24 protein-coding genes are annotated in these 26037 nt (G+C 62.7%); 12 read left to right on the forward strand and 12 right to left on the reverse strand.

The genetic code is table 11. From position 1 onward, the window contains the following. The first annotated feature begins 37 nt into the window (after window positions 1-37). From E3T38_RS09035 to E3T38_RS09050, 4 genes are all read left to right on the forward strand, one after another. Window positions 38-835: an ABC transporter ATP-binding protein gene (locus E3T38_RS09035; RefSeq protein ID WP_134547911.1), complete on the forward strand. Its 798-nt coding sequence runs from the start codon at window positions 38-40 to the stop codon at window positions 833-835. Between the two features lie 221 nt (window positions 836-1056). Beyond that, the gene (locus E3T38_RS09040) at window positions 1057-1398 is read left to right on the forward strand and encodes a helix-turn-helix transcriptional regulator (RefSeq protein ID WP_134547912.1); all 342 of its coding nucleotides are present in this window, start codon (window positions 1057-1059) and stop codon (window positions 1396-1398) included. A 290-nt stretch (window positions 1399-1688) separates the two neighbouring features. Then, window positions 1689-2531 carry a hypothetical protein gene (locus E3T38_RS09045; RefSeq protein ID WP_134547913.1) on the forward strand — a complete coding sequence of 281 codons (843 nt, stop codon included), beginning with the start codon at window positions 1689-1691 and terminating at the stop codon, window positions 2529-2531. A 103-nt stretch (window positions 2532-2634) separates the two neighbouring features. Further along, on the forward strand, window positions 2635-3357 hold the full coding sequence (locus E3T38_RS09050; RefSeq protein WP_241984394.1) for an alpha/beta hydrolase: 723 nt from the start codon (window positions 2635-2637) through the stop codon (window positions 3355-3357). 136 nt (window positions 3358-3493) lie between these two features. On the opposite strand, the gene E3T38_RS09055 is transcribed toward E3T38_RS09050, so the two are convergent. Further along, the gene (locus tag E3T38_RS09055) at window positions 3494-4186 is read right to left on the reverse strand and encodes a Pr6Pr family membrane protein (RefSeq protein ID WP_198417334.1); all 693 of its coding nucleotides are present in this window, start codon (window positions 4184-4186) and stop codon (window positions 3494-3496) included. Window positions 4187-4444: 258 nt separating this feature from the next. Continuing rightward, window positions 4445-5140 carry an alpha/beta hydrolase gene (locus E3T38_RS17485; protein WP_370449013.1) on the reverse strand — a complete coding sequence of 232 codons (696 nt, stop codon included), beginning with the start codon at window positions 5138-5140 and terminating at the stop codon, window positions 4445-4447. Window positions 5141-5194: 54 nt separating this feature from the next. Between E3T38_RS17485 and E3T38_RS09065 the strand changes: the two genes are divergently transcribed. After that, complete coding sequence (locus E3T38_RS09065) at window positions 5195-5977, forward strand: ABC transporter permease (RefSeq protein ID WP_304563208.1); 783 nt, start codon at window positions 5195-5197, stop codon at window positions 5975-5977. Window positions 5978-6369: 392 nt separating this feature from the next. Here the strand turns inward: E3T38_RS09065 and E3T38_RS09070 are convergent, their stop codons facing one another. The 8 genes from E3T38_RS09070 to E3T38_RS09105 form a co-directional block, all read right to left on the reverse strand. Beyond that, window positions 6370-6570, reverse strand: coding sequence for a hypothetical protein (locus E3T38_RS09070; protein ID WP_134547916.1), 201 nt, complete (start codon window positions 6568-6570; stop codon window positions 6370-6372). A gap of 554 nt (window positions 6571-7124) precedes the next feature. Beyond that, window positions 7125-7379 carry a hypothetical protein gene (locus E3T38_RS09075; RefSeq protein WP_134547917.1) on the reverse strand — a complete coding sequence of 85 codons (255 nt, stop codon included), beginning with the start codon at window positions 7377-7379 and terminating at the stop codon, window positions 7125-7127. Between the two features lie 15 nt (window positions 7380-7394). Next, complete coding sequence (locus E3T38_RS09080; RefSeq protein WP_134547918.1) at window positions 7395-7706, reverse strand: hypothetical protein; 312 nt, start codon at window positions 7704-7706, stop codon at window positions 7395-7397. Window positions 7707-7853: 147 nt separating this feature from the next. Then, window positions 7854-9668 (reverse strand): amino acid transporter, encoded by a 1815-nt coding sequence (locus E3T38_RS09085; RefSeq protein ID WP_241984395.1) that lies wholly within the window; start codon window positions 9666-9668, stop codon window positions 7854-7856. Window positions 9669-10097: 429 nt separating this feature from the next. Continuing rightward, window positions 10098-12128 (reverse strand): glycogen debranching N-terminal domain-containing protein, encoded by a 2031-nt coding sequence (locus E3T38_RS09090; protein WP_134547920.1) that lies wholly within the window; start codon window positions 12126-12128, stop codon window positions 10098-10100. 61 nt (window positions 12129-12189) lie between these two features. Further along, on the reverse strand, window positions 12190-13098 hold the full coding sequence (locus E3T38_RS09095; protein ID WP_134547921.1) for a carbohydrate ABC transporter permease: 909 nt from the start codon (window positions 13096-13098) through the stop codon (window positions 12190-12192). Further along, complete coding sequence (locus E3T38_RS09100) at window positions 13095-14189, reverse strand: carbohydrate ABC transporter permease (RefSeq protein WP_134547922.1); 1095 nt, start codon at window positions 14187-14189, stop codon at window positions 13095-13097. The genes E3T38_RS09095 and E3T38_RS09100 overlap by 4 nt, the downstream gene beginning before the upstream one ends. Window positions 14190-14193: 4 nt before the next feature. Next, window positions 14194-15453, reverse strand: a complete 1260-nt coding sequence (locus E3T38_RS09105) for an extracellular solute-binding protein (protein ID WP_134547923.1) — start codon at window positions 15451-15453, stop codon at window positions 14194-14196. A gap of 193 nt (window positions 15454-15646) precedes the next feature. On the opposite strand from E3T38_RS09105, the gene E3T38_RS09110 reads away from it, so the two are divergent. The 5 genes from E3T38_RS09110 (at window position 15647) to E3T38_RS09130 (ending at window position 21953) form a co-directional block, all read left to right on the forward strand. Beyond that, window positions 15647-16696: a LacI family DNA-binding transcriptional regulator gene (locus E3T38_RS09110; protein ID WP_134547924.1), complete on the forward strand. Its 1050-nt coding sequence runs from the start codon at window positions 15647-15649 to the stop codon at window positions 16694-16696. A gap of 183 nt (window positions 16697-16879) precedes the next feature. Beyond that, complete coding sequence (locus tag E3T38_RS09115) at window positions 16880-17974, forward strand: S-(hydroxymethyl)mycothiol dehydrogenase (protein WP_134547925.1); 1095 nt, start codon at window positions 16880-16882, stop codon at window positions 17972-17974. Next, window positions 17974-18618 carry an MBL fold metallo-hydrolase gene (locus tag E3T38_RS09120; protein WP_134547926.1) on the forward strand — a complete coding sequence of 215 codons (645 nt, stop codon included), beginning with the start codon at window positions 17974-17976 and terminating at the stop codon, window positions 18616-18618. The genes E3T38_RS09115 and E3T38_RS09120 overlap by 1 nt, the downstream gene beginning before the upstream one ends. Before the next feature lie 63 nt (window positions 18619-18681). Further along, on the forward strand, window positions 18682-19326 hold the full coding sequence (locus tag E3T38_RS09125; protein WP_134547927.1) for a TetR/AcrR family transcriptional regulator: 645 nt from the start codon (window positions 18682-18684) through the stop codon (window positions 19324-19326). Between the two features lie 107 nt (window positions 19327-19433). Beyond that, on the forward strand, window positions 19434-21953 hold the full coding sequence (locus tag E3T38_RS09130) for an MMPL family transporter (protein WP_134547928.1): 2520 nt from the start codon (window positions 19434-19436) through the stop codon (window positions 21951-21953). A gap of 144 nt (window positions 21954-22097) precedes the next feature. Here the strand turns inward: E3T38_RS09130 and E3T38_RS09135 are convergent, their stop codons facing one another. After that, the gene (locus tag E3T38_RS09135) at window positions 22098-22400 is read right to left on the reverse strand and encodes a DUF427 domain-containing protein (protein ID WP_134547929.1); all 303 of its coding nucleotides are present in this window, start codon (window positions 22398-22400) and stop codon (window positions 22098-22100) included. A 287-nt stretch (window positions 22401-22687) separates the two neighbouring features. Between E3T38_RS09135 and E3T38_RS09140 the strand changes: the two genes are divergently transcribed. Beyond that, a complete protein-coding gene (locus tag E3T38_RS09140) occupies window positions 22688-23008 on the forward strand; it encodes a DUF2249 domain-containing protein (RefSeq protein ID WP_134547930.1) in 321 nt (106 codons plus the stop codon). 9 nt (window positions 23009-23017) lie between these two features. After that, window positions 23018-25642, forward strand: coding sequence for a multicopper oxidase domain-containing protein (locus E3T38_RS09145; protein WP_134547931.1), 2625 nt, complete (start codon window positions 23018-23020; stop codon window positions 25640-25642). A gap of 12 nt (window positions 25643-25654) precedes the next feature. On the opposite strand, the gene E3T38_RS09150 is transcribed toward E3T38_RS09145, so the two are convergent. After that, window positions 25655-26037 (reverse strand): STAS domain-containing protein (locus E3T38_RS09150; protein WP_134547932.1); only part of this gene is annotated, 383 nt, incomplete at its 5' end.

Genomic DNA, 26037 nt, shown 5'->3' on the forward strand with positions numbered 1-26037 from the left:
CCGTCCCGCGAATCATGAATCACCGAACGGATCACACATGACGCTCTCCGAGGCACCTTCGGCTTCTCCCACGCTCGTCACCACCGCCCTCGTCACGACCGCCCTGCAAAAGTCCTACCACTCGACGGAGCCGCCCACCCGAGTGCTCAACGGCATCGATCTCGCCGTTCGCCAAGGCGAATTCCTCGCCGTCATGGGCGCCTCGGGCTCCGGAAAATCGACGCTGCTGTACTGCATCAGTGGCATGGACCGGCCGACCGCTGGCCACGTGCGCCTCGGCGACCTCGACCTCACAGAGCTAAGCGAACGCGACATGAGTCACACCCGGCTCACCAAGATGGGTTTCATCTTCCAGCAGGCGTACTTCTTGTCCAACTTCAATCTGCGCGACAATATCCTGCTGCCTGCGCTCAAGGCACAGCCCAAAGCCCGCGCCGAAGTCGAAGCCCGCGTCGACGCGATGCTCGAGCGATTCGGCATCGCGCATGTCGCCCACCACGGCATCACCCAGGTGTCGGGCGGCCAGCTGCAACGCGCGTCGATCTGCCGGGCTCTGGCCACCACGCCCGCAGTGCTCTTCGCCGACGAACCCACCGGTGCCCTGAACAGCAGCATGACCCTCGACGTGATGGACGCCCTCACCGGCGTGCATCGGGACGGCACCACGATCATGATGGTGACCCATGACCCCGCGTGCGCTGCCCGCGCCGACCGCGTCGTCTACCTGCGCGACGGCCTCCTCGTCGATGAGCGAGACCTGGGCGCCTGGCAACAGTCCGACACTTCCCGGCGTGAGGACGAGCTCCTCTCCTGGCTGCGCGACCACGACTTCTAGTTGCGCCGCCGCTACAAGTTATGCCGCTGCTACACGGCCCGGCACGCCTTCGCCCCGATCCTGGCCGTGACTCATTCAGTCGGAACTGGTCCTCTGATTCTCGTTACATTCGCGATTAGCGGACCCTCAAGGACGCAGAGCCAAGGTCCGTGGTGGCGTGTCGACCTGGCGGGGAACTGACCGACTATGCATCTCTATATATATAGTGATAGTTTCACGTCATGGTCCCTCTCAGTCGTGTCACTCCGGCCACCGTCGATGTGCTGAATGCCTTTCTTAGTGGCGAAGCGCCCATCTGGGGGCTGTTCGTCGTGAAAAAGACGGGTCGTCCGGCAGGCAGTGTATATCCCATTTTGGAGCGGTTGGAAGGTTCAGGATGGGTGACATCAAATTGGGAGGACGATTCCGAACGGACTGGTCCACGTCGACGCCTTTACGAGTTGACTTCGGACGGAGCTGCGGCCGCGAGGGAAGTGGTCGCCGCGGCTGAATTGCGCGATCACGCACGGGCGGCCCGAGTCGTTGCCGTCCCGAGTGAGATCGCGGCGGGGACTCTCGCGTGAAGAGCGACGTGGTCCTTCGTATCATTGCGCTTATGCTGCCCGGCCCCGTACGAGCCCGCTATCTCGAGGAATGGCGCGCAGACTCACTGGCCGCGGCGGATGCCGGTCTCCGGCGACGCGACATAGCTCGCGGCGCTGCAGTGCTCACTTTGACGATTGACCGCGATCTGCCCGCACACACAAAGGAGCCTCGCGGCGCAGTGCCGCGCCGTCTCACGCGCCGAGGACTTGGACTTTTCGCGGCCGCGGCGGTTGTTCTCACTGGAGCGTGGCTCACCAACGGTGGAATCGTGCCCGAGGGGCGCGATATCTCTCCGCAGGCGCTCGTCACACTCAGCGCAGTTGCGTGGATCAGCTTTCGTCTGGCAATACTGGCCGTCTTGGTCGGCGTGCTGTACTTCGGCTGTGCTGGGGTCATGGCCCGATCAACCCGTGCCAGAATTGCGACAGCGGCTGCCGTGACAGGCCCCGTTACAATCGCCCTTGCCGTCACCTTCAACCCCCATTGGACTGTGATGCTGGCCGGAATCCTCTTGTCAGCATTCGGGTTCCTGGTAGGGCTCGTGCTGGTGACCGGGCCGTCCCCGATCTCACTCGAACGACGTGTAGCCAGCCGTTCGAAGAGGATCCCCGTCGCTTTGCTCGGTGTTGCTGCAGTTGGCGTGGTGATCGTGATTGGTGCGGTCGATCTTCTGGTGTGGAACCCCCAGGCGAAAGTGCCGGCGCTGAGTTTCGATGCTATCTATGCGCGGATGGTTGAGGTCGATCAGTTCAGTCCATCGTCGGCAATAGTCGGCGTGACGTTGTGGGCGGCATTCTGGGGTGGTTCAGCGGTGACTGTCTTTATTCTCGCGGCACGACGGAGTCAGATGTGGATGACACCAAGACGAGTGTCGATGCTCTTGCTGAGTATCATCGGCAGCGCAGTCTTCTTCCGCTTCTTCGCGGGTTTCAGTATTGGGATGTCGATAGCTGACACCTTCGGAACGAATGGCGCTAGTTCGTCGATCGCTTCGGCAGTCCTGCCGTACGTCGGTCAATTGGCACTAGCTACTGCAGCCATCCTCTCAGGATGGGCACCCAAGATTCGCAACGCCGATATTCCTGAAGCCGGCGACGTTGCGGTTGCGTAGCCCGGCGCGGACCGTCTCCGCAACCGACGTCAATTCTCACGATTTGGTTCCAGTTCGCTGGTACGAACCAACGCCCCTCGGCCCGACAGCGGCTGGGCCAACCGTGCTCTGGCTGCATGGCGGCGGTTTTTTCCGAGGCGGTCTCGATCAGCCTGAAGCGCATGCCGTCGCACAATCGCTCGCCCGGCACGGGATGATGGTCGCGACAGTGGACTACCGACTTGCTCCGCCTCCGGGTTTGAGCTGGATGAAGTCACGTACGGGCCTGTCCAGGGGGCGCTTTCCATTGCCACTCAACGATGTGCTCGCCGCGTACCGCAAGGTAGCTGCGCGGTCACCCCAGGGAGTGATTCTGGGTGGAGCGAGCGCTGGAGCCTGCCTCGCCGCTGCCGCAACCCTTCGCGCCATCGAAGAAGGTCTGCCCCCGGTCGGTGCCGTGCTTGCATACGGGTTTTTCCATGCCAAGCATCAGCGAACAGATGACGTCCAGCAGCGGGCTCGCGGTCACCGCCGGATCACACATTCCGTCTGGGGCCTGAATGCGATGAACCGCAACTACGCCGGTTCAGAGGCCGCACTCGCTAACAGATTCGCGTTCCCTGGCAGTCACGACCTTCACCAGTTTCCGAGAACCCTTTCAATCAACGCAGAGAAGGACAACATGCGCGCGTCCGGCGACACATTCGCATTAGAACTTTCCACCTACGGAGTAGACGTACAGCACCACGTCCTGCAGGGCACTCGTCACGCATTCTTGAACAGACCCGGTGACGATGCATTCGCGACGGCCGTCTCATTGATCGCGAAGTGGAGTCTCGGCGCGTAGCTCCACCCCAATTCGGTTCAGACCGGCGGCGTCTCGTGCCCTCAGCGTCTCGAAACACATCGGTTATAAGACAGATTGCACTTCGGGGGCCGTTCGGAATGTGACTCGAGTTCGGCTTGCAACCTTGTCGAAGTATTTATCGTCTATCGGGGCTGTCATCTGTGAATGATGGGGGCAGCCCAAGTTCCGAGAGCCGGGTTTCGGGACCATCGCCAGGTGTGAAATTACTCACGAGATGCAATCGACTGATGGCCCAGATAATTGCAGCAAAGACGACAGTTGCGATAGCAATGGCCAGAGCGTAGATCATGACGACGCCGTAGCCCTGTGCGGGATCGAGGAATGGGTAGGGCACCCATCCGTCGGTTGCCCCGCGAATGGTGACAACGATGATCCACACGATGGGGTAGACCAGCGCAACCCATATTTTATTGAGCGGAAGGGCACTGCGGTCGCTGAAAATCACCCAATCCAGTGCGGCATAGAGGGGCAGGATTACGTGCAAGACGGAGTTGGCCCACGCGAGGGACACGCCACCTTCAAGTCCAGCCAACAACACGTTATACACGACGCCGGTGATGACTATGTACGTTGTTGCACAACCTCGCGCCAACATCAACGACCGGGATTGGGGTCGTCCGGAGAGGGACACGACCGCGGCGACCAGCAGCACAACGACCAGAATAATGTTGCTTTGCATGGTGAAAAACCCGAAGAAGTTGAACGGATTGATCGTCGCGCGCGTGGCCGTGTCGAAAAATGTCGACAGAATCGCCACCGTGCCCAGTGTCGCGACAGAAAGTCGCACCGTAGCTACAAGATATTTCACGATTTGCCTTCGATCAGTGGTGCCATTATTGGATAATCCGCAATTCGCTCAAATCTTAGGGGTCAAATCTTTTTTTAAGTGGAAGATGCCCACGTCATGGAATCTGACACCCTTGATGCCGAGAACACGGCCCGTTTTGTGCTCGCCGGACTCGCACCAGCCTGGGCGCCCTGCACGGTGGGCGGGAACGATTAGCCGCCGATCCCGTTCACAAACGCGACGCTCCCGGCAGCAATCTCCGCGCGAGCCTGTTTGTGTCTAATGGTGGGTTTGCCGTCCCCGTCCTGACGCCCGTAGTCTCCGAAGAACGCGTGAACTGCGCCTTCCACCACGAGGCGAATAGGAGCAGCCCGACGACCGGATCACGAGTGGCCCCGGCAAAAGTTTCAGCGTCTGTCGCCGCCACAAGTCCGCCGAGGGAGTGACCGCCAACAACCCAGCGAGTGACCGGATGATGCGCGGCCCGGGCCGTTGCAAACGCTCCGGTAGACAGAAAGCGATTCCGAGGGGTTGCTTGGCAATAACCACCAGGTGCCCCGACTCGACCAGTGGTCGAAGAATCGCGGAATAAGCGCGAGCATCGACTCGAGCGCCGGGCTGAAAGAACACTCCAACGGGGCTTTCGAGGCCCGTTGGCGTCATCACGATTTCGGTGGCGTCCTCCGTCACCGTGACTGTGCGGTCGGACTTCATGGCAGCCAGTGCAGGAGCTTCGGCCGACTGGGGCACCAGCCAGGCAACCGCCGCGATCATGAGAGAGCTCCCGTGCAGCCGGAGCTGCGCGCATCGCGGTTGGGGGATCCGCGGAAGCTCTTGAATTTCTGCACGACAATCGACTGATCGTGGATGACTTCGAGTTCCGGCACGGAACGATGGACGATGTATTCCTTTCCGTGACCTCGAATCGAGCGACCACATGAGTGCACTGATTCTTGCTCGCCGTAACTTGCGCATTTTTTTCGGGATCAGACCGCGGTTTTCTTTTCGCTGCTTTCTGCGCTGATCCTCATCGGTCTTTATGCATTGTTTTTGGGCAGTCTGCCGGTCGACAACCTGCAATCGCGCTTTCCAACTGCAACAAATTCTGAGGTTCAGGCATTCGTTGACGCGTGGGTCTTTGCTGGAATCACGATGATCACAATCCTGACGACCGGACTCGCTGCGTTGAGCGTTTTCATTGAAGACTCCTCTAGCGGTCGCTTCAAAGACTTTCTCGTCTTGCCTATTCGGCGCGCCAGCCTGATCTTCGGCTACATGACCTCTAGCTTCATCGTTTCTATCGTCATGACCGTGGTTGTCGTCGCGATATCGCAGGGGTATACGGCCATTCGCGGCAACGTTACGATGACGGCGACCGAACTGCTTCTTACCCTTGGCTATGTCGTTGTCGCTGCCGCCGCGTTCTCTGCTCTCTCGGGATTTATCGTGACGTTCGTTCGGTCCAATAGTGCTTTCGCGGCGATGATTAGCATTGTTGGAACGGTTATTGGATTCCTGGCGGGTGCCTATATTCCTGCCGGCACTCTTCCGACAGGCGTCGTGAATGTCAGGAACGCGATGCCTTTCGCCCGGGCGGTGATGCTCCTTCGGCAGCCGTTCACCGCGCATTCGGCGGAAGCCCTCACTGACGGACAATCCGAGGCGGTATCTGCGCTAAATGATTTTTACGGAATAGCCATCTCTGTCGGCGACTTTGATGTTTCGAGCGCAAGAGCATTCACCGCGCTGGCCATAGTATGCCTTGTTTTTGCATTGCTCTCGTCTTTCCGTCTCTCGCGGCGCATTCGCTGAGCGGCGGAATATCGAACAGGCCCACCGCAACAATTGCACCGTTATGTCCACGCCGAACCCAATATCTGAAATGTGAGGCAGCTGCTAGAATATATATAGGTTTTTTGAGTCTTGCCTTGTGTTCTAACCGTCAAGCGCAGGCCGCACACTTTCCGTAAAACCACGCCGTGGGCGTGACCGGATCGATGGCACGAAAATCGAGTGCATGATGCACTCGGATTCACGGCATGACAGTGAACTCGCGACCGCGCGGTCGTTCTAAAGATCGCCACGCGCGGCTTGGACATGCCTGGTGGGTTTGATGGGCAGTAGGTGGCCCATTCTGTGTGTTTCGATGACCGGGAGCGGCGCGTTTGCGGAAGATTATCGGTCGATGGTCCTTCCGTGTTTTGCTATTTCAAAGGAACGATCTGTTGATAAATGTACGTGTTGTGACAGTTGTTCTTCGTCACGAGGAAGCCTCCCGCGCGCCCTCGATCGTTCTGGTCCGGGTCAACCAGTTCGGACACGTTCCTGCTGTGCTTATCGACCCGATAGACCGTAAGGGCCTTGTTGTTGACGGAATCTGGCTGGGCGCGGATCTCGACGACCATGCTCACGGCACCTTGTACATCAGAGTTCGAACTGGGAAATGGGGTCCGAGAACGGCTCGTAGTGTTGCGCCCGAACTTATTCACCTAATTTGCCGGTGCAAAACATGCGGGAAAGAGGCGAGGTTCCGTCGGAATCCGTTCTTCGGGCGCGGTTTATCTGTTCATGAATTCATTATTCAATGTTCGGTGTATTCCCATGTCGAACTCGTGCGGACACCCGCATCATCAACTCTTGCCGCACCTCTAGCGGTCGAAAACCAAACACGCCGAACACGGCGCCGGCGCTTTCACTTCAGTCGCGCACGCGAGGCCGACTAACCCAGGGCTGATTGAGTCAGCGACTGCGGCACGCCGAGAGGCCCTGTTCGAGCCCGCAGCGATCTGGCACTTTGACCGCGGCCGCGTTTATCGCGCCGCTTACGCGACGAAATCACAAGCCCAGGGACGCCGAACCCTTCGAGCAACCCCGGTGAGTCACCAGCCCAGCCGGACCGCTCCTAGCTATCCCTGCGGGCACACTTTGCCTCTGCCTGAATCGCAGTGTCCTCGAGGCATCAACCTGTGGGCGGCGCGAGTCCGAGGCGCGGGTAGAGCACGACGAATGCCTCGTCGAGACCGTCAGTGAGGGCAGGAAGCACGTGCCCATCGTTGGGAGATTGCCAATACGTGACCGTCATGCCCGCTGCCGAGGCAGCGGAGGCCATCCGCTTCTGTCCGGGTATGAATCCTGCATCGTTAGACCCCACGGTGAATACCGCGACCATGTCGGAGAATTTCTTCGATGCCAGCAGGTTGTTGAGAGGTTTCACCGCGTCGGAGGCGGCTTAGTCACCGTGGGAGACATCGGCCAGCGTCGGCGCGTCGGAGATGAGTGCTGCGGGCGGCAGATAAATCCCGGCTGGCCGAGAGGTGAATCCTGAGACTGTGTTCGGAATGATTTGGCTGCCGGTAGTGCCCTTTACGGGTAGACCGGCCGGAGCCACCCAACGCTTGTAGAGCGGCCCACCTTCCTTGGCCCCGCTGACGGCGGGTAGCGCGATTGCCGACTCTGTCGTGATGTCGAAGAGCGAACCCAACGTGCGGTTGAGCCCAAAGCCGGCATTGATCGCTAGCGTCCCAGCCGCAACGAAGAGCACAACGGAGGCCGCGGCGATGATCTTGCGATGAAGGCGCGACTTCCGAAGATTTGTCAGAGCAATTGCGACCGCCGTGCACGTCCCGGCAAACCAGAGGAAGCTGACCAGCCCGGGCGACAGTCTGGCGTTGGGTTCGCATGGGCTTGGTCAGCTGACGTGCACATGGGGGCGGCGTTTGGCGTTGGGTTCCGATTCGCGCAGGACCTCGCGGGTTACCGGGGCGATCTCGCCATGGCCGGTGAAGAGAAATTTGAACATATTGGAAATGGGATTGTTCTGGGTCCATTCGAAGTAGATCTCCGGAATGGTCCCGGTCTGGTCGCGGATCTCCAGCAGTACAGCCGCGATCGTGTTGGGCACGTTACCGCTGGTCACTTGGAGGACCCGGTACCCGTGTTTCACCACGCCGCGTACGAGGAGGTCTTCTTCGAAGTCTGACGAATCAGAGGGCAACACCTCCAGGAAGATGATGGGTGAGTTGCCCGGGATGTTGCCGAATCGGTGCTCATCGCGGCTCTTGTTGCGGTACTCGACTTCGGTGTCTTCGTCAGGTTCATGGGAGATGAGGCGGATGACGTCGTAGTCCTCGGCGTCACTGGTCACGAAATCGAGAGCAGAAGGATCCAGAACGATGGACGTCGCCCTGAGCTCGAAGGACCGACGTACGCGCGAGACGAGGGAGGTCACCATGATGCCGAGGATGAAGAGCGCTGCGATACGTACCCCGTCAGGGCGTTCGACGACGTTCGCGACGGTCGTGTAGGCCATGATCGCCGCGATGGCACCGAAACCGATGGTCGGCCAGCGCTGCCTTTTACTCCGGGCCGAGAGGGTGACGGCGACCGAGGCGGACGTCATCAGCACGAGAACACCCGTTGCGTACGCGCCACCCTGAGCGTCGACGCTGGCTTGAAAGGCAATCGTGATCACGAAACCGATCCCGACGAACACCAGCACGAGGGGACGTGTGGCACGGGCCCATTGCGGAGCCATTCCGTACCGCGGTAGATATCGGGGTACGAGGTTGAGCAGGCCGGCCATGGCTGACGCCCCCGCGAACCAGAGGATACAGATGGTGCTGACATCGTATGCGGATCCAAAAAGTGGCCCGAGGAATTCGTGGGCGAGGTAGGCCAGAGCGCGACCATTGGCTGGCCCACCGGGTTGGAAGTCGGCCTGCGGGATCAAAAGTGTGGTGACGATGCTGGAGGTGATCAGGAAACCGCTCATGATGAGTGCCGCCGTGGTGAGGAGCCGCTTCGTGCCGCGGATGCGGCCCGCCGGATCATCGTCAGTGTCGGTGGGGCTGCCTTGGATCTGCGGCATCACAGCCACCCCGGTCTCGAATCCGGACAGGCCCAAGGCCAGTTTGGGAAACACCAGCAGCGCGATTCCCACCATGACGAGCGGATTTCCGTGCTGCACGGTCAGCGCCGCCCACCAGTCCGTAATCAAAACACTGTTCGCGGCTACATGCGCGATTGCGACCAGGATGACGACGGAGTTGAGAAGCAGGTAAACCGCGACGAGGACGACGGCGATGCCGATGGCGTCCTTGAAACCACGGAGGAAGACAATCCCCAGCAACGCGATTATGAACAGTGTGACGGGTACCTCCTGGCCCTGCAGCCACGGTGGTGTGAACGGATTCTCAATTGCGTGAGCCGTGGCGTCGGCCGCCGATAGGGTGATGGTGATCATGAAGTCCGTCGCAGCGAATCCGAGCAGAACCAGCACGAAGATCTTGCCGGACCACCACGGCAGCAGTTTTTCCAGCATATGAATGGAGCCGGATCCTCGGAAGCTTTCGGCAGCCACCCGCCGGTACACCGGCAAAGCACCGAACAGGGTGAGGGCGACCAGCACGATGGTGGCGATGGGCGAGAGTAGTCCAGCGGCTAGCGCCGCGATCGCCGGCTGATAACCCAACGTGGAGAAATAGTCGACACCGGTCAGGCACATCACACGCCACCATGAATGAGTCTTGTCGGCCGTGGCCGCGTGGGGGTCCACCTGGACACCCTGCCGGTCTCCACCGTCTTGTAGGAGCCAGGCTTTGAGGCTCCCGGCCGAAGCCCGCGGTATGTTCACGAGCACACCTTACGCCTCAGAAATTATTGCTAGTTCCGACCGAATGTCATCAGCGCTCGTCGCATCTGGTCACGGCATGCTGGGTGGATGCTCCTAGTATCGTCGAGCGATTTTAGGGCTGGATTCGGTCGGCGATCATGGATTGTCACCCGTCGCGTTTTCGGCGATGACCGCGTCATGTGCGGAGACGATTTGGGGTGTGAAAAAGCCCCACCGGAGGATTCCGGCGGGGCTTTCATCAGGATGTTGACGTGGTTACCGTCATCGGCCGACCCGCTGGCAGGGTGAGCGAGGGCATCCTCAGCTGACTCGGAGAGTGGCGGTTAAGCCATTCAGCGTGACGTTTCCAACGATGGCGGGCATGATCGGAGTGGAAGTCACCTCGCCCGTCACCGGGTTCGGTTCGAGGCCGAGCACGGTGCCGAGCACGGACACTGCGGCCGCAGCGGACCAGGCCTGCGGGCGGCAGGCGGCGGGGTAGGAACCCGCCGCGGTGACAGCAGTGGAGGCGTCGCCGGAGTGGAGTTCGGGCATCCGGTAGTCAAACGACTCGGCCGCTGCGAGCAGGCCGGTGATCAAAACGCCTGCCTCGGCTCCGAAGCCGGCGCGGCCGAGCCCGGCGATGGCAATCGCGGTGTCGTGGGTCCAGACCGAGCCGCCGTGGTAGCTCACCGGCCAGTACCCGGCCGAGTCGGTGGACATTGTGCGAAGGCCGTAGCCGGAGTTGAGTTCGGGGGAGACCAGACGGGCAGCGACGAGGGCGGACTCTTCGGCGGTGAGTAGACCTGTTCCGAGGAGATGGCCGATGTTGCTGGTGACGGTGTCGACCGGGCGCTTGAGCGCGTCCAAGGCCACAGCGGGGTAACGGCCCTGTGGAGAGTCGATCCAGAACGACTGGCGGAACCGGGTCTTGAGCTCCTCGGCCCAGGCGCGCCAGGTGTCGCCGCCGGGCCGGTTAAAGGTGTCGAGCAGGTCGGCGCCATCGATCGCGGCTTGGTAGGCGTAGGCCTGGACCTCGCAGAGAGCGATAGGTCCGGCGGCGAGGCTTCCGTCACGCCACTGGATGGAGTCACCGGAGTCCTTCCAGCCCTGGTTGGCGAGCCCGTGCCCGGTGCTGTCGACGTACTCGAGAAATCCGTCACCGTCGCTGTCGCCGAAGTCGCGCATCCAACCCAGAGCCGCCTCGAGGTGTGGCAGGAGGGCCTCGACCTCGGCATCGGCCATGCCCCAGCGGTGGGCGTCGGCCAACAGGCAGACCCACAGGGGAGTGGCGTCGACGGTGCCGTAGTAGAGCGGCGGCAGCGACACGTCTTCGCCGAGGATCGTGAACGCGGCGGGCCGCAGCTCGTGCATGATTTTGCCGGGCTGTTCCGCAGTCTCGGCGTTGTTCCGGGTGCCCTGCAGCTGGGCGAGCAACCGTAGGGTGGAGGCCGCGAGCTCGGTGCCGAGGGGGAGCAGGAACCGGGCAGCCCAGAGTGAGTCCCGGCCGAACAGGGTGAAGAACCAAGGGGCGCCAGCGGCGAGGAAAGGCTCATCCGGCTGTGCCGTCGTTGCCATCCGCAGGCCGGAGAGGTCGTCGAGTGCGCGCTGCACCCAGCGGTCCAGGCGCGCGTCGCCGGAGCTCACCGATACCCCGGCCCACTCGGGCAGGCCCGAGGCCGCCTGCACCACGGTCGTTGAGTGCTCGATGTCGATCGTCCACTGCACGGTGACGCTGCCGCGGGCAGGCACAGTGACCGACCAGTCACCGCCAACTTCTGTGGCCGCTGTGCTCGGCACACCGTCGTCGCTCAGGGTCACCAGAGCCGCTACGGTCGGGGTGGCCAGGTGGATGCCGGTGCCCGTCTCTTTCACAGTGATGACCGGCGCCTCGGGTAGGTCGGCTGCCCCAGACGTGACCTGCGCTGCGCCGCCACCAAGACCGGCCTTGACGATCTGCATGTCCGCGAAATCGGGAACCAGGCGCACGGAAACAGTCGTGTCAATCGCATGCTGCAGTCCGGAAATAAGAGTGATGCTCTCGGTCAGGTGGCCGGCCGTGACTTTACGGGTAACCTCCAGTCGCAACCGCGGGTCGGCGGTGCGGTCGTCGAGGTGGCGCAGTAGTGCACTGAACGTCATCTCGCCAGCGCCGCGAGCAGCTGAGCCGATCGGCTCGCCCGCCGACCCGCCGACCCGCAGGCTCCAGCCGGAGAGGACACGGGTGTCGGAGTGGTACAGGCCATGAATAGGAAGCGTTGTGCGTCCGTCGGACCCAGACCATGCCTGGGTCGGAGCGGCCAAAACAATGGCGGAATTATGGAGCAACGGCTGGACCGGGTGAGAGAGCATGAGTGAGGTACGACTCCTAGGTGTTGTGGTGCGATCTGGGGGAAAAAACGAAGGGCGCCGACTACTCCTTCACGGCGCCGTCGGTGGTGTTCATGATGCGTTTTTGGAAGATGAAGAACATCACCGCGACCGGGATGGTCATGATTGCCGCCGCGGCGAGCTTGAGCGGGTATTGGGTGCCCTGGCTCAGCTGCCCGGAGGCCAGCGAGGCCACCCCCTTGGTGAGTGTGGTCAATTCGGGTGATTGCGTGGCCACGATGAAGTGCGACAGCTCATTCCAGGAGCCCTGAAACGACAGGATGATGATCGTGACCAGGGCCGGCCGGGCCATCGGTAGCACGATCGACCAGAACACTCGGAAGTTGCCTGCCCCGTCGATGCGTGCTTGCTCTTCGACGCTTGCCGGGATCGATTCGAAGAAGTTCTTCATGATGAAGACGCCCGCGGCGTCGGTGAGCAGCGGCACGATCATGGCCACATAGGTGTCGTAGATGCCGAGTTGGTTGATCACCAGGAACTTGGGAATCAGCAGCACCACCCCGGGCACGCTCATCACAGCGATGAGCAGCGCGAAGATCACATTGCGGCCTCGAAAATGCAGCCGGGCCAGGGCGTAGCCGGCCAGAGAATTGAAGAACACGCGGCCGAGCGTGACGAAGACCGTGACGATTGCGGAGTTCTGGAACCAGATCGGGAAGTCCGAGTTGAGGAACAACCTCTCGTACGCGGACGTCGACCAGGTCTGCGGCAGCAGTGAGATGGGATTGGTGGCTGCTTCGACATCCGTTTTGAAGGAGGTGGCGACCTGCACGAGGAAGGGAGCGATGTAGATCATCGCGAGCACGATCAGGATCGCGTACAGCAGCGACCGGCCGGCGATCGCGCTGGTGGGTAGCTGCGGCCGGCTCAGGTTGCGCAGTCGCTGGGAGGCGGTGCTGGGGCGCATGCGGGTTCTCACGGCGGTGGTCATTTGGAACCTCCGGAGGTCGGGGTTTGCAGGTACAAGCGCATCCGCCGGGCGGAGACGGCGCGTTCGGCCAGTAGCCAACGTTGAAACAGGGTGAAGACCACGATGATCACGAACAGGATGAACGCGATCGCGGCGCCCTGGCCCCAGGCCTGGTTGGTGAAGGCGGCCTGGTAGGAGAGATAGGCCGGGGTGAGCGTGGTCTTGCCTGGCCCGCCCTGGGTGCCGGTGTAGATCTGGTCGAAGACCTGCCAGGCACCGATCAGGCCGAGAGTGAGCACGGTGAACAGGGTCGGCCGCAGTTGGGGGAGAGTGACTTGCCAGAATCGTTGCCAACCGTTGGCGCCGTCCATTACGGCGGCCTCGACGACATCTCCGCTGAGGTTCTGCAGCGCGGCGATGAACAACAGCATGAACGTGCCGCTGGTGGTGAACACGGCCATTAAAATGAAGGCGCTCATGGCAACGGATGGCCCGGCCAGCCATTCCCAGAACGAGATACCGAGGAACGAGTTGCCGGTGAGGACGGCCGGGCCCGTCTCAACGCCCAACGCCTCGAAGATGTTGTGCAGCACTCCGCTGGGGTCGTTGAACCAGTTCGGTCCGTTGACGCCGATGAAGGAGAGCAGTTTGTTGACAGCGCCACTGGCGCTGAACAGGAACAGCCACAGCACCGTGATGGCCACAGAACTGGTGACCGACGGGAAGTAGAACGCGGTGCGGAAGAAGCCGCGGCCGCGCAAGATCTGCCGGTTGACCAAAACGGCCAGGAACAGGGACAGCGTCGTCTGGATCGGTACGACTAAAAGGACGTACCAGGCGTTGTTGCGCAACGCTGTGCCGAAGTCCTGTTCGGCGAGGCCGCCGCCGCCGACCAGGGCGGAATAATTGTCCCAGCCCACAAAAGCAACGGAGCCGGAGAAGGGGCTGCCGCGACCGTTCCAGTCGGAGAAGCTGACCCAGAGGGCCATCAGCACGGGGATGACCAAAAACATTCCGAGCAGGATGATCATCGGGGCGGTGAAGAGCCACCCCGAGGCGGCCTCACCGCCCCGGATACCGGAACGGTGAGGCGTGCGTGCAGGCATCGACATGGGGCTACTTCAGTAGCGCTTGAAGGTTCTTCTGCGTGGAGTCGAGGATCGCTTGCGCGTTCCCGGTTTTGAGTGACTCGAGCTGTGCGTTCAGGTCGCTCACGACATCCGCGGCGCCCTGCACAACGGGCACACCCTGGGCATAGTCCGCGCCGTCCAGGAACGGAATCAGGGTGGGGTTGGCGCTCTTCCATTCGGCGGCGGCCGACATGATCGAGGGCATCGGACCAAACTCCTCAGAGAAGGTCAGTTGGGCGTCCTTGCTGGTGAGCTGTTCCACCAGGTTCAGGGCCGCGGTCTGGTTGGGGCTGTCGGCGGCGATGCCCCAGCAGTTGGTGAATTGCAGGGTGCCCTTGCCCTCTGGGCCCGCCGGCAGTTCGGCCACCGTGTAGTTGACGTCGGGGAAGTCGTTCGTCATCGCGCCGGTGATCCAGTTGCCCTCGATTGTCATGGCGGACAGCTGCTTTCCGAACGCCTCGCCGCCCCAACCTGCACCGATCTCGCTGGCATAGCTCATCACGCCGTCGTTGAGGAGCGTCTGCGCGTATTCGAGGCCCGCAACATTCTCCGGGCTGTTTGCGGTGGCCTCGGTGCTGTCCTCGTTCATCAGGCTGCCGCCGGCCTGGGCCATGAACGCGCCCAGGCGGGCGTATTCGCTGCCGAGGGCGAGGCCCACCTGGGAGTCGGTGGTCAGCGTTGCGCTCACCGTCGCGAGCTCGTTCCAGGTGGTGGGGATGTCGGCATCCGTGAGCCCGGCCTGGGCCCAGAGATCCGTGTTGATGAGCAGCTGCAGGGTGGAAAAGTCCTTCGGGGCGCAGTAGAACTCGCCGTCATAGGTGAAGGCACTGACCAGACTGGGGTAAAAGTCGTCTTTGTTAGCAAGGTTGTCACCGTAGGCGAGCAGCGAGCCGTTCGACGCGTACCCGGCGAGGGCATCTGTCGAGAGGTAGAACACGTCGGCAGGCTTCTGCGCGGCGAAGCCCTGGGCGAGCTGCTGATTGAGGTCGCTCGCGACGCTGACCTCGGCGTTGGTGCCGGAGGTCTTGGCCCAGGCGGCCACGGCGGCGTTGACGACAGCGGTCTCGGCGTCCCCACTTGAGCCGATCAGAACCGAGAGCCCCTGGGAGGAGTCGCTGGTGAGTTTGCCTCCGGTGGTGGCGGAGTCACTGCTAAAACCGGATCCGGAACCACACGCGCTGAGGGTGAGGGCACCGACCACGGTGAGACCTGCGCCGATCAGCAAGCGGGAGTTGCGTCGTTGCATCTTGATGCTCCTTCTATCGCGCTACGGTGCGCAGATCTTGTGTGGTGTTCACAGTAGCTGACTTTATTTGATCGATCAAATAATATCTTGGATCGATCTAATGCAGCGAGGCTTCAGCCAATGCAAAAGCGGTAGCCTGTGGAGAATCAATATTGGGTCGATACATTCTGAAGGTTTGTGGGGAGGATCGATTATGGCTTCGATGCCCACGGTGACGGATGTTGCACTCGCGGCAGGCGTTTCCCGCCAGACCGTTTCCAATGTGATGAACTCGCCCGGCATTGTGCGCGCCGATACGCGTGAACGGGTCGAGGCTGCGATCGCGCAGCTGGGTTACCGCCCGCACGCCTCGGCGCGGCGATTGCGCACCCGACGCAGCTCCACCATTGGTATTCGGCTGGATCCGATGATCGACGGCATATCGGGGTCTGTGCTGGATCGGTTTTTGCACGCGTTGACCGAGCAGGCCGACAAGCAGGGTTTACGGGTGTTGCTGTTCACCGCCACCAGCCCCGAGGACGAGATCATCCAGTTGCAGCGCCTGAACGACGGGGCTGACGTGGACGGCTTCGTGCTTACTTCCACTTTTGCTGGCGACCCCCGCACGAAGTGGCTGATCGAGAACAAGATCGCCTTCGTGACCTTTGGGCGGCCCTGGGGGACCGACGACGTGAGCGACCCGCAGCACCTCTGGGTGGATGTCGACGGCTGGGCCGGGTTGTATGAGGCGACGCAGGCGGCGCAGAATGCCGGTGCGCGGCGTATCGGCTACATTGGCTGGCCCAGCTCGGCGGATACCGGCGATGACCGGCGCCGAGGCTGGCACGATGCGATGCACGAACGCGGCGACGTGACCGAGGCTGACCTGATCGCACTCGAGGCAGTTACCGTCGATGGTGTCGCCGAGGGCACCGCTGCGATGCAGGACCTGCGACGCAGGGCAGGGCCGCTGGACGCAGTTCTCTGCGCGAGCGACTCGCTGGCCCTGGGGGCGATGATCGCCAACCCTGAGCGGGTGCCGGTGACGGGCTACGACAACACACCGGTTGCTGCCGCAATCGGACTGTCGAGCGTGGACCAGTCGGTGGGAGAGGTCGCCGCGGCCGTGCTTGATCTTCTGACCGGCGAGTTCGGTGGTCAAGTGCACGGTGCGCCTGAGTCACTGCAGCCTCGGTACCAGATGATCAGACCCCGGCTGGTCACGCGAGCGTTCGCGGCGATCCCGATGGAGATGTTGGTGTGAACTGGTCTGGCCGCGGGATCAGAAGTTTTCCTGCGCCCCAGAATTGCGTCTCGACAATGTCTGAAAAGATACTGCCTGGTTGACGCACGTCGTACCGGCGTCAGGAGACGTTGATCGGTCGCACGCCTCCGATAAGGTTAAACCGTCCCGCCATACCCGGCACCCCTCGATCGGAGGAGCTCCATGTCCACCACAGTCACAGGCGTCATTGCCCGCTCGAAGGGCGCGCCAGTCGAACTGGTCGAAATCGTCATCCCCGATCCCGGTCCAGGCGAAGTCATCGTGGACATCGAAACGTGCGGCGTCTGCCATACCGATTTCCATTACAAAGAGGGCGGCATCAATGACGATTTCCCCTTCTTGCTCGGGCATGAAGCCGCCGGACGCGTCAGTGTCATCGGCGAAGGCGTTACGCACGTCGCGGTCGGCGACTTCGTGGTGCTCAACTGGCGCGCCGTCTGCGGCGAGTGTCGAGCCTGTAAGCGGGCCCAACCCTGGTACTGCTTCAACACCTTCAACGCCACCCAGAAGATGACCCTCGCCGACGGTACCGAGCTCAGCCCGGCCCTCGGCATCGGCGCTTTTGCCGAGAAGACCCTTGTGCACGCCAAGCAGTGCACCAAGGTGAATCCGGAGGCCGACCCCGCGGCCGTCGGCCTCCTGGGCTGCGGCATCATGGCGGGCATCGGCGCGGCCATGAACACGGGCAACGTCAGCCGAGGCGACTCGGTGGCCGTGATCGGCTGCGGCGGAGTGGGGGATGCTGCGATTGTGGGATCACGCCTCGCTGGCGCATCCGTCATCATCGCCATTGACCGCGACCCCAAGAAGCTCGCCCAGGCGAAACAGCTCGGGGCCACGCACGCCATCGACTCGTTGAACCTGGATGAGGCTGGCGTCGTCGCAGCTGTGCAGGCACTGACCGGTGGATTCGGCGCCAACGTCGTCATCGACGCGGTCGGGCGTCCCGAAACCTGGCGGCAGGCGTTCTATGCCAGGGACCTCGCCGGAACGGTCGTGCTGGTCGGGGTGCCAAACCCTGAGATGGTGCTCGAAATCCCCCTGATCGACGTCTTCGGGCGCGGCGGCTCGCTCAAATCGAGCTGGTACGGCGACTGCCTGCCGGAGCGCGACTTTCCCATGCTGACCGACCTGTACCTGCAGGGGCGGCTACCGCTTGACGAATTCGTCAGCGAGAAGATCGGCATCGGCGAAATCGAGGCCGCATTTGAGAAAATGGCACGCGGCGATGTGCTGCGTTCGGTGGTGGTGCTCTGATGACCGCACGCATCGACCATCTCGTCACCGTCGGCACCTTCAGCCTCGACGGCGGCACGTGGGACCTCGACAATAACGTTTGGATCGTCGGCGATGACACCGAATGCGTCGTCATTGATGCCGCCCACGACGCCGACGCGATCCTGAAGGCAGTAGGCGACCGTAAACTGCTGGCCATTCTCTGTACCCACGGGCACAACGACCACATCGGTGCAGCCGTCAGCGTGAGCGCCGCAACGGGCGCACCGGTCTGGCTGCACCCAGCTGACACCATGCTGTGGGAGATGGTCTTTCCCGCGGATGCTGCTGCGGCGGCCACGCAACCGAACGCGCTGAAAAATGGCCAGCGCATCGCCGTCGCCGGCATCGAACTCGAAGTGCTGCACACGCCGGGGCACTCGCCTGGAGCGGTCTGCTTCTCTGCGCCGGCACTCGGCACGGTGTTCAGCGGCGACACGCTCTTCCATGGTGGGCCGGGCGCAACCGGCCGGTCGTTCAGCGATTTCCCGACGATCATCGACTCGATCACCACCACGCTGCTCACACTGCCGGCTGCCACCGTGGTGCGCACCGGGCACGGTCAGTCCACCCTGATCGGCGACGAGGCGGGCCACCTCGAAGAGTGGATCGCCCGCGGGCACTGAGCAAGAAGTAATTCGCTCGAGTTCGCCTTGCACTTTGTGCGTCGTTGCACTTAGTGTAAGCAGATGATTTCGCTTGACGCCGCACCCGATCGCCGCGCCGACCTCAAAGCGCGGTACCGCCAGGCCATTCTGGATGCCGCCGACTCGCTCATTCGCGAGCGGGGCAGACCACAATTCAGCGTCGACGAACTCGCGGAGCGCGCCGACGTCTCCCGGCGCACGGTTTTCAATCATTTCTCATCGCTCGACGATGTGATCATGACCACCTGCACGCAGGTGCTCAGCGCCACCGTCGACGAATTTCGGGCGGCAACGGCATCCACCCCACTCGGGGACGGTCGTCGCGACGGCCTGTTCGAGGAGATCACGACGGCACTGCGCGCCATCGACCTGCCGCCCGTGGTCGCTTACCTCGCCGGAGTGCTCACGGTCGAGGGCGAGAACGGTCGCTCCCGGCACAGCATCGGTGACGTCTTCACCCGCACGACCGAACAGTTCTCAGCGGAGATCGCCGGTCGCACGAGCGCGATCGACGCATTCGAGGTTTCCATCCTGGTCAGTTCGGTGATGAACGGCATCGCCATCGTATCGGCGCACTGGTTAGCTCGAACGGGTGGCACGCTCGACGCATCTTCCCGCACTGTCTGGTACGAACTGCTCGACCGCCTCATCGTCACGATCCGTACCGGATACGCCCCGTCCAACTGACCAAATGCATTCCGCTGGTGATCCACCACCTCGACTCCCGATGACGGGATGCACGACGCCACTTCGGTCATCCGACCACACCTCACTCATATACAGAAATTGAGAATATGGCATCGCTTCTCTACCGACTGGGTCGGTTCTCCGCTCGCCGAGCGTGGCTGGTCATCGTTGCGTGGGTGGTCATTCTCGGCCTCGCCGTCGGTGCGTTCTCTGCCTTCGGCGGAACACTCACGTCGTCCGTCAGTATCCCCGGTACCGCCACTCAGAAGGTCAGCGACGAACTTGCGGCGAAGTTCCCGGCGGCCAGCGGCGGGCGAGGAACGGTCTTGTTCACTACGACCGACAACTCCGTTTTTACCGGCGTGCAGAAAACCGCCATCGGCGCCCTGCTGACACGCACGACCGATCTCGACAGCGTGAAATCGGTGACGAATCCCTTCGATACCCAAGCCCAGATCGATGACCAGGCGCAGCAGGTCGTCGACGGACGGCAGAAGATCGCCGCTGGAACGGCGCAGATCGATGCGGGGCAGGCGCAGATCGATGCGGCAACGGCCGAGGCCGGGGCTGCGCAGAGCCAGCTCGATGCGGGCCGCGCGCAGGCCGAGGCGGCGGGTCAACTCGCTGCTGCTGGGCGGATGCTCGATGCCCAGCAGGCGCAGATCGATGCGGGCCGCACCGCGATTGCCGAGCAACAGACGGCACTCACGGCAAGCCGGACCGAGCTCGAGGTGTCGAGCACCACGCTCGAACAGGGAGCCGACCTGCTCGACCTGGCCGCGGGCATCCGTCAGGTTTCGACCGACGAGACGACCGCCGTCGCGAGTATCCAGTTCGACACGTCGCTCAACCAGGTTTCGCCCGAGTCGAAGAAGGCGGTCGTCGCGGAGATGGACGACGCCGGGATAGCCGGCGTCAGGGCTGAGGTCTCCAACGACATTGCTGCGAGCCTCCCCGAGATCCTCGGTCCCGGAGAGATCGGCGGCGTCATCTTCGCGGCCATCGTGTTGTGGGTCATGCTGGGCACCCTGATCGGTGCGGGGCTGCCATTATTGAACGCGTTGATCGGCGTGGGCGTTGGCGTGCTCGCTTCACTCGCACTGTCCGGGGCCGTCGAAATGCTCTCCGTCACTCCGGTTCTGGGAGTGATGCTCGGGCTCGCGGTCGGCATTGACTACTCACTCTTCATTCTCAACCGGCATCGAACGCAACTGCGCAACGGGCTGCCCCTGCAGGAATCGATCGGGCTGGCCAACGGCACCTCCGGCAACGCGGTCGTGTTCGCGGGCGCCACCGTGCTCATCGCTCTGCTCGCCCTCAACCTCACCGGCATCCCCTTTCTCGGGCTCATGGGCACGGTCGGTGCCGTCTGCGTCTTCGTCGCCATTCTCATAGCGATCACGCTCACACCGGCAGTTCTGGGCCTGGTCGGCACGAAGATCCTCACAAAGAAGGCCCGCGCGCGGGTCGGCCACGCCAGCAACCATGCCCGGGTACCGGTCAAGCCGATGAACACTGTACGCGCCGTCGTCACGGTGGTCGTAGGCATCGTCGTTCTTCTTGTCGTGGCCATCCCCGCGCTCTCGATGCGCCTCGGACTCCCCGCCGGTTCGTCCGAACCACTGGGCTCGAGCGCGTACAACGCTTACAAACTCGCCGACGACAAATTCGGGCCGGGCGTGAACGGCCCGCTGCTCGTCGTTGCCGACCTTGAGACGGCCGTCACGGATGAGGACCTGCTCGCTGAACAGGTACGCATCGGAACAGCGCTCCGTGCCGAGAACGACGTCGTCGCCGTCGCGCCGATCGGAGCATCCGATGATGACCTGCTTCTCGCTTTCCAGGTCATTCCCGCGGAGGGGCCGAACAGCGAATCGACCGAGCAGCTCGTACGTGACCTCCGAGGAATCGACCTCGTCGGGGTCGCTTCCCTCGGTGTCGCCGGCAACGCATCCGGAAACATCGATGTGAGTGAAAAACTCGCCGCCGCGCTCCCGCTGTACCTTCTCGTTGTCGTGGGGCTCTCACTGATTATTCTGATCTTCGTGTTCCGATCGATCCTGGTGCCCGTAACTGCGACACTGGGCTTTGTCTTGTCGCTGTTCGCCTCCTTTGGGGCGATCACGGCGGTCTTCCAGTGGGGCTGGCTCGGTGCTGTGTTCGGCATCCATGATCCCGGGCCGATCCTGAGCTTCCTGCCTATTCTCGTTGTCGGCGTTCTGTTCGGGCTAGCGATGGACTACCAGTTGTTTCTGGTCAGTGGGATGCGCGAATCGTACGTGCATGGTGCATCGGCGCGCCTCGCCGTGCAGCGCGGGGTGCACGCCGGGCACACGGTGGTTATCGCCGCCGCGCTCATCATGGCCTCGGTCTTCTCCGGCTTCATCTTCTCGAACTCGGTCATGATCCAGTCGATCGGTTTCGGGCTCGCCGGCGGCGTACTGCTGGACGCGTTCGTGGTGCGGCTGCTGATCATCCCGGCCGTGATGCACTTGCTGGGGGACGCGGCGTGGTGGTTGCCGAAATGGCTCGATCGCATTCTGCCCAACGTTGATGTGGAGGGTGCCTCGCTCGAACGAGCGCACCCGGCTGCCGCGCCCGAGCGTGTTCCGACGTCGATCGCCTGACCGGTCGTGAAGGTGGGGATCGCCTGGCGCGCGTTCCTGCCGCAGATCATCGAGCCGTGAGAAGTGCAGGGTAAACGTCGCTGTCACGGGCACTTCTCGCGCCTCGATGAGCGGATGCCGCTCGGGGCGGCATTCAGCTACCGCCTATTCGGTGACCTGCACGTCTTTCGAGAATGCCAGGTAGCCACTGAAGTCCTTGCCGACGCGTTCGAACGCCGTCGGGTACGGGTGCGGGTAGCTGAAGGCACGATCCTGCAGCACGGTGTCACCGTCTTTCACGCTGAAGTACTGGCATTCGCCCTTCCACGGGCAGGTGTACGGGGTGTCGCTCTCGACGAGCAGATCGCTCTTCACGCTCGCGGGCGGAAAGTACCAATTTCCCTCGATGCGGATCAGATCCTGCTCGGGTGCCTCGGCGATAACGGTGTCGTTCAGTACGGCTTTCATGACAAACCTCCTAGTGTTTTGCAACGTTACCCGCGGAAGCCGAATTCTCCCAGCATGGGAATCATTTCGCCCGGCGCAGCGGTTCCGCGACGCGCGGTACCTCAAGCCAGCACACGCTGGCGACATGACTGGCGGTGATGCGAATGCGACCCGTCACCGAGCACACGTCGACGACCGATGCTGTGCAAGTGCGATTCATCCGCTCTCCCGAGGGTCGGTGTATTAAACGGAAAAACGTGCTCTAAAATAAAAGCGTGCCGTAGTTTGCACCAAGCCGAGGAGACACCATGACCGCCGAATCGATCCGTATCACTGCCGGGCCGAATGCCCATGAGCACGAACCCGCTGCGGCGCCGTGTACCTGCGGTCACGACGACAGCGAATCGATTGTTCTTGACAGCCGCACCATCCCGCACGCGATCCGTCACGCCGCGATCTTCGGTGCGTTGGAGGCGATTCAGCCCGGAATATCGCTCGACCTCATGGCGTCGCACGACCCGCTGCCGCTATTGGCCCAGCTCGAACGAAACCACCCGAACACTTTCAGCATCAGCTACCTCGAGAGTGGCCCCGATGTGTGGACCCTGCGCCTGACCCGCATTCTGTAGCGGTTCGAGATGAAACCGAGCCTCAAGCGCCGGCTGTGGCACCAGATCACCGGCATGCTCGTGCCCGTCTGGCTGGTCCTCGGGATCGTCAGCGTCATCCTCTACCGAGGATCGTCGTTTGGCCCCTGGCTCATGGTGCATCTGCTGCTACTGGGGGCCCTCTCGACTGCGATCCTGGTCTGGAGCCAGCACTTCGCCGACAGCCTGCTGAAGAACACGGCTCCCGGCGGCCGGAACTGGCTGGGCGTTCGACTGACCGTTCACACGGTCGGCGCGGCGCTGGTGATGATCGGGATCACCGGCGCCTGGTGGCATGTCGTACTCACCGGAGGAATCCTGGTCGGGCTCAATGCCGTCGTGCACGCCACCATTCTCGTGCGGCAGCTGCGCGGCGCACTCCCGGCCCGGTTCGCTCCGCTCGTGCGGTACTACATTGCTGCGGCCGGATGCCTCGTGGTCGGTGTCACTCTCGGAATTTGGATGGCCCACCCCGGCAGTGCGGCGGCGAGTGACTATTACGACCGGCTCTACATCACGCACATCGGGCTGAACCTGCTCGGCTGGGTCGGCCTGACCGTTATCGGCACCGTCGCCCTGCTGCTCCCGACCGTGCTGCGTTCCCGAGTGCTGTATGCCACACGGGCCGCCGCACGCCCCACCCTGCCGACTCTTCTGGCCGGACTGGTGGTTTTGGGCACTGGCGCCTACGCCGACTCACGAATCATCACTGCGGCGGGTGTACTTATCTACCTGGTCGGCTTTGCCCCGGTGCTCGGGGAGTTGGCCGGGCACGTGCGCCGTTCGCCCGCCGTCAGCTACGCCGGGTGGTCTATCACCGCAGCCCTTGCCTGGTTTGCGGTGTGCGCGCTCGGTTTTGGCACCGTCGTAGTCACCGCTACCAGCTGGGCGGATGCCGCGGCCGGCCTCAAAACGCTCGTGCCGTACTTCGCGGTCGGCTTCGGCGGCCAGATCATGATCGGCGCGCTGAGCTTTCTCATTCCGGTCGTGCTCGGCGGCGGACCGCGGGCGTCCAAGGCCACCGCGCACGAACTCGATCGGGCCGGCCTGTTCCGAGTCAGCATCGTCAATGGCGCACTCGTTCTCACCCTTCTGCCGGTGCCCGACGACGTCGCCGCTCTGCTCTGGGCCGTTCTGCTCACGACCCTTGCGGCGTTCATCATTCTGATGGTGCGGGCGCTGCGCATCAATCGAAAGAACCGCACCCCTCCGGGGGCGCAGCTTCCGCCATTGGTGCGTGACGTCGCGGAGAGTCCCGCGCCGCAGCCACGTCCTCGCGCCAGCATGCTCATCGCGGCGGCGGCGACCCTGGCTTTGACCCTCGCCGTCGGCGTCGCTCTCGAGCCTTCCAACACGAGCCTCGGCTCGGGCTCGGGCTCGGGCTCGGGCGCGACCGGCCACACGACGACCGTCGATGTCACGATGATTGACACCCGGTTCAGCCCCAACATGATCAACGTTCCGGTCGGCGACAACCTCGTGATCACCCTCACCAACGCCGACGGCATGCTCCACGATCTGGTATTCGACAACGGAGTGGAGTCCGGCTCGGTCGAGCCCCAGGCCAGGGCGACCGTCGACGTCGGGATGATCGGCGCCGACCTGGGCGGCTGGTGTTCGCTGGGGGGCCACCGGCTGCTCGGAATGCTGCTGACCGTGAACGCAATCGGTGCGGACTCGACCGCCTCTGCCGATTCGCACGCGACCGCACTGCACGGCGACGCGGCGGCATCCGGCGGCGTAGACTCCCTGGCCGAGCCGGGAAGCGATTTCGTCGCGCGTGATGCGCGGCTGGCGCCCGTGGCATCCGCTACCGTGCACACGAGCACGATGACCGTCAGCAATACCGAGACCGAAGTGGCCCCGGGCATCACACAGATGCTGTGGACCTACAACCACACGGCGCCCGGGCCGACGCTGCGCGGCACTGTCGGTGACGTCTTCGAGATCACCTTCCTCAACGCGGGAACCATCGGCCATTCGCTCGACTTTCACGCCGGCTCGCTCGCACCGGACAAGCCGATGCAGACCATCGACCCCGGGGAAGAGCTCACCTACCGCTTCACCGCCACGCGCTCGGGAATCTGGATGTATCACTGCTCGACGATGCCCATGTCGGTCCACATTGCGAACGGTATGTTCGGTGCGGTGATCATCGACCCACCCGGACTGACCGCCGTCGAGCAAGAATATGTGCTGGTCCAGTCCGAGTTCTATCTGGGCAGGCAGGGCGAGGAAGGCGACCCGGTCAAGGTGCAGACGCAGTTGCCTGACCTGCTCACGTTCAACGGCTACGCGAATCAGTATGTCGCCGCGCCGCTGACCGCGACCGTCGGCGAGAAGGTGCGCATCTGGGTGCTCGACGCGGGCCCGAACGTCGGGAGCTCCTTTCACGTGGTCGGAGGTCAGTTCGACACCGTGTTCTCGGAGGGTGAATACCTCCTTCGGGCCGGTGGCAGCACCGGAACGGGTGGGGCGCAGACCTTAGCGCTCGCACCCGCCCAGGGCGGCTTCGTCGAGCTCACGTTTACCGAAGCGGGTACCTATCCGTTTATGAGCCACGTGATGTCGGATGCGGAGAAGGGCGCGCGCGGGCTGATCGTCGTAACTGACTGACACGTTCGAAAGCTAGTGCTCGCCGCCGAGGTTGCCGGCGAGGCGGGAATGTAGTTCGTGGCTCGCCTCGTTCAATCCCTCGATGACGACGCGCTTGTCGTGTCGTTCATATTTGTTGGTGATGGCGTCGAGGGTGGCGACGGTTGAGGCATCCCAGATGTGTGATGCCGACAGATCGATAATGATTCGGGCGGGGTCGTCGGCGTATTCGAACTGGGTCATCAGGTCGTTGCTCGAGGCGAAGAACAGGGCCCCGGTCACGGTGTAATACGCCGTCGGCACGGGCTGGTTGAGAGCAACCGTGCGTTCCACCCGGGCTAGGTGGGCGACTCGGCGCGCGAAGGCGACCATGGCCACGATCACGCCGGCGACGACGCCGATGGCCAGGTTGTGGG

This window comes from Cryobacterium sp. Hb1, from assembly GCF_004403585.1.
Taxonomy (GTDB): domain Bacteria; phylum Actinomycetota; class Actinomycetes; order Actinomycetales; family Microbacteriaceae; genus Cryobacterium; species Cryobacterium lyxosi.

What these genes read in the sequence shown, in the direction of transcription:
- E3T38_RS09100 (WP_134547922.1), bottom strand. Translation starts at nt 14,189, where the DNA reads ATGTCGATGCCTGCACGCACGCCTCACCGTTCCGGTATCCGGGGCGGT.
- E3T38_RS09120 (WP_134547926.1), top strand. Translation starts at nt 17,974, where the DNA reads ATGACCGCACGCATCGACCATCTCGTCACCGTCGGCACCTTCAGCCTC.
- E3T38_RS09125 (WP_134547927.1), top strand. Translation starts at nt 18,682, where the DNA reads ATGATTTCGCTTGACGCCGCACCCGATCGCCGCGCCGACCTCAAAGCG.
- E3T38_RS09105 (WP_134547923.1), bottom strand. Translation starts at nt 15,453, where the DNA reads ATGCAACGACGCAACTCCCGCTTGCTGATCGGCGCAGGTCTCACCGTG.
- E3T38_RS17485 (WP_370449013.1), bottom strand. Translation starts at nt 5,140, where the DNA reads ATGCGCAAGTTACGGCGAGCAAGAATCAGTGCACTCATGTGGTCGCTC.
- E3T38_RS09085 (WP_241984395.1), bottom strand. Translation starts at nt 9,668, where the DNA reads ATGTGCCTGACCGGTGTCGACTATTTCTCCACGTTGGGTTATCAGCCG.
- E3T38_RS09130 (WP_134547928.1), top strand. Translation starts at nt 19,434, where the DNA reads ATGGCATCGCTTCTCTACCGACTGGGTCGGTTCTCCGCTCGCCGAGCG.
- E3T38_RS09115 (WP_134547925.1), top strand. Translation starts at nt 16,880, where the DNA reads ATGTCCACCACAGTCACAGGCGTCATTGCCCGCTCGAAGGGCGCGCCA.
- E3T38_RS09095 (WP_134547921.1), bottom strand. Translation starts at nt 13,098, where the DNA reads ATGACCACCGCCGTGAGAACCCGCATGCGCCCCAGCACCGCCTCCCAG.
- E3T38_RS09110 (WP_134547924.1), top strand. Translation starts at nt 15,647, where the DNA reads ATGGCTTCGATGCCCACGGTGACGGATGTTGCACTCGCGGCAGGCGTT.
- E3T38_RS09090 (WP_134547920.1), bottom strand. Translation starts at nt 12,128, where the DNA reads ATGCTCTCTCACCCGGTCCAGCCGTTGCTCCATAATTCCGCCATTGTT.
- E3T38_RS09145 (WP_134547931.1), top strand. Translation starts at nt 23,018, where the DNA reads ATGAAACCGAGCCTCAAGCGCCGGCTGTGGCACCAGATCACCGGCATG.
- E3T38_RS09135 (WP_134547929.1), bottom strand. Translation starts at nt 22,400, where the DNA reads ATGAAAGCCGTACTGAACGACACCGTTATCGCCGAGGCACCCGAGCAG.
- E3T38_RS09070 (WP_134547916.1), bottom strand. Translation starts at nt 6,570, where the DNA reads ATGGTCGTCGAGATCCGCGCCCAGCCAGATTCCGTCAACAACAAGGCC.
- E3T38_RS09035 (WP_134547911.1), top strand. Translation starts at nt 38, where the DNA reads ATGACGCTCTCCGAGGCACCTTCGGCTTCTCCCACGCTCGTCACCACC.
- E3T38_RS09140 (WP_134547930.1), top strand. Translation starts at nt 22,688, where the DNA reads ATGACCGCCGAATCGATCCGTATCACTGCCGGGCCGAATGCCCATGAG.
- E3T38_RS09040 (WP_134547912.1), top strand. Translation starts at nt 1,057, where the DNA reads ATGGTCCCTCTCAGTCGTGTCACTCCGGCCACCGTCGATGTGCTGAAT.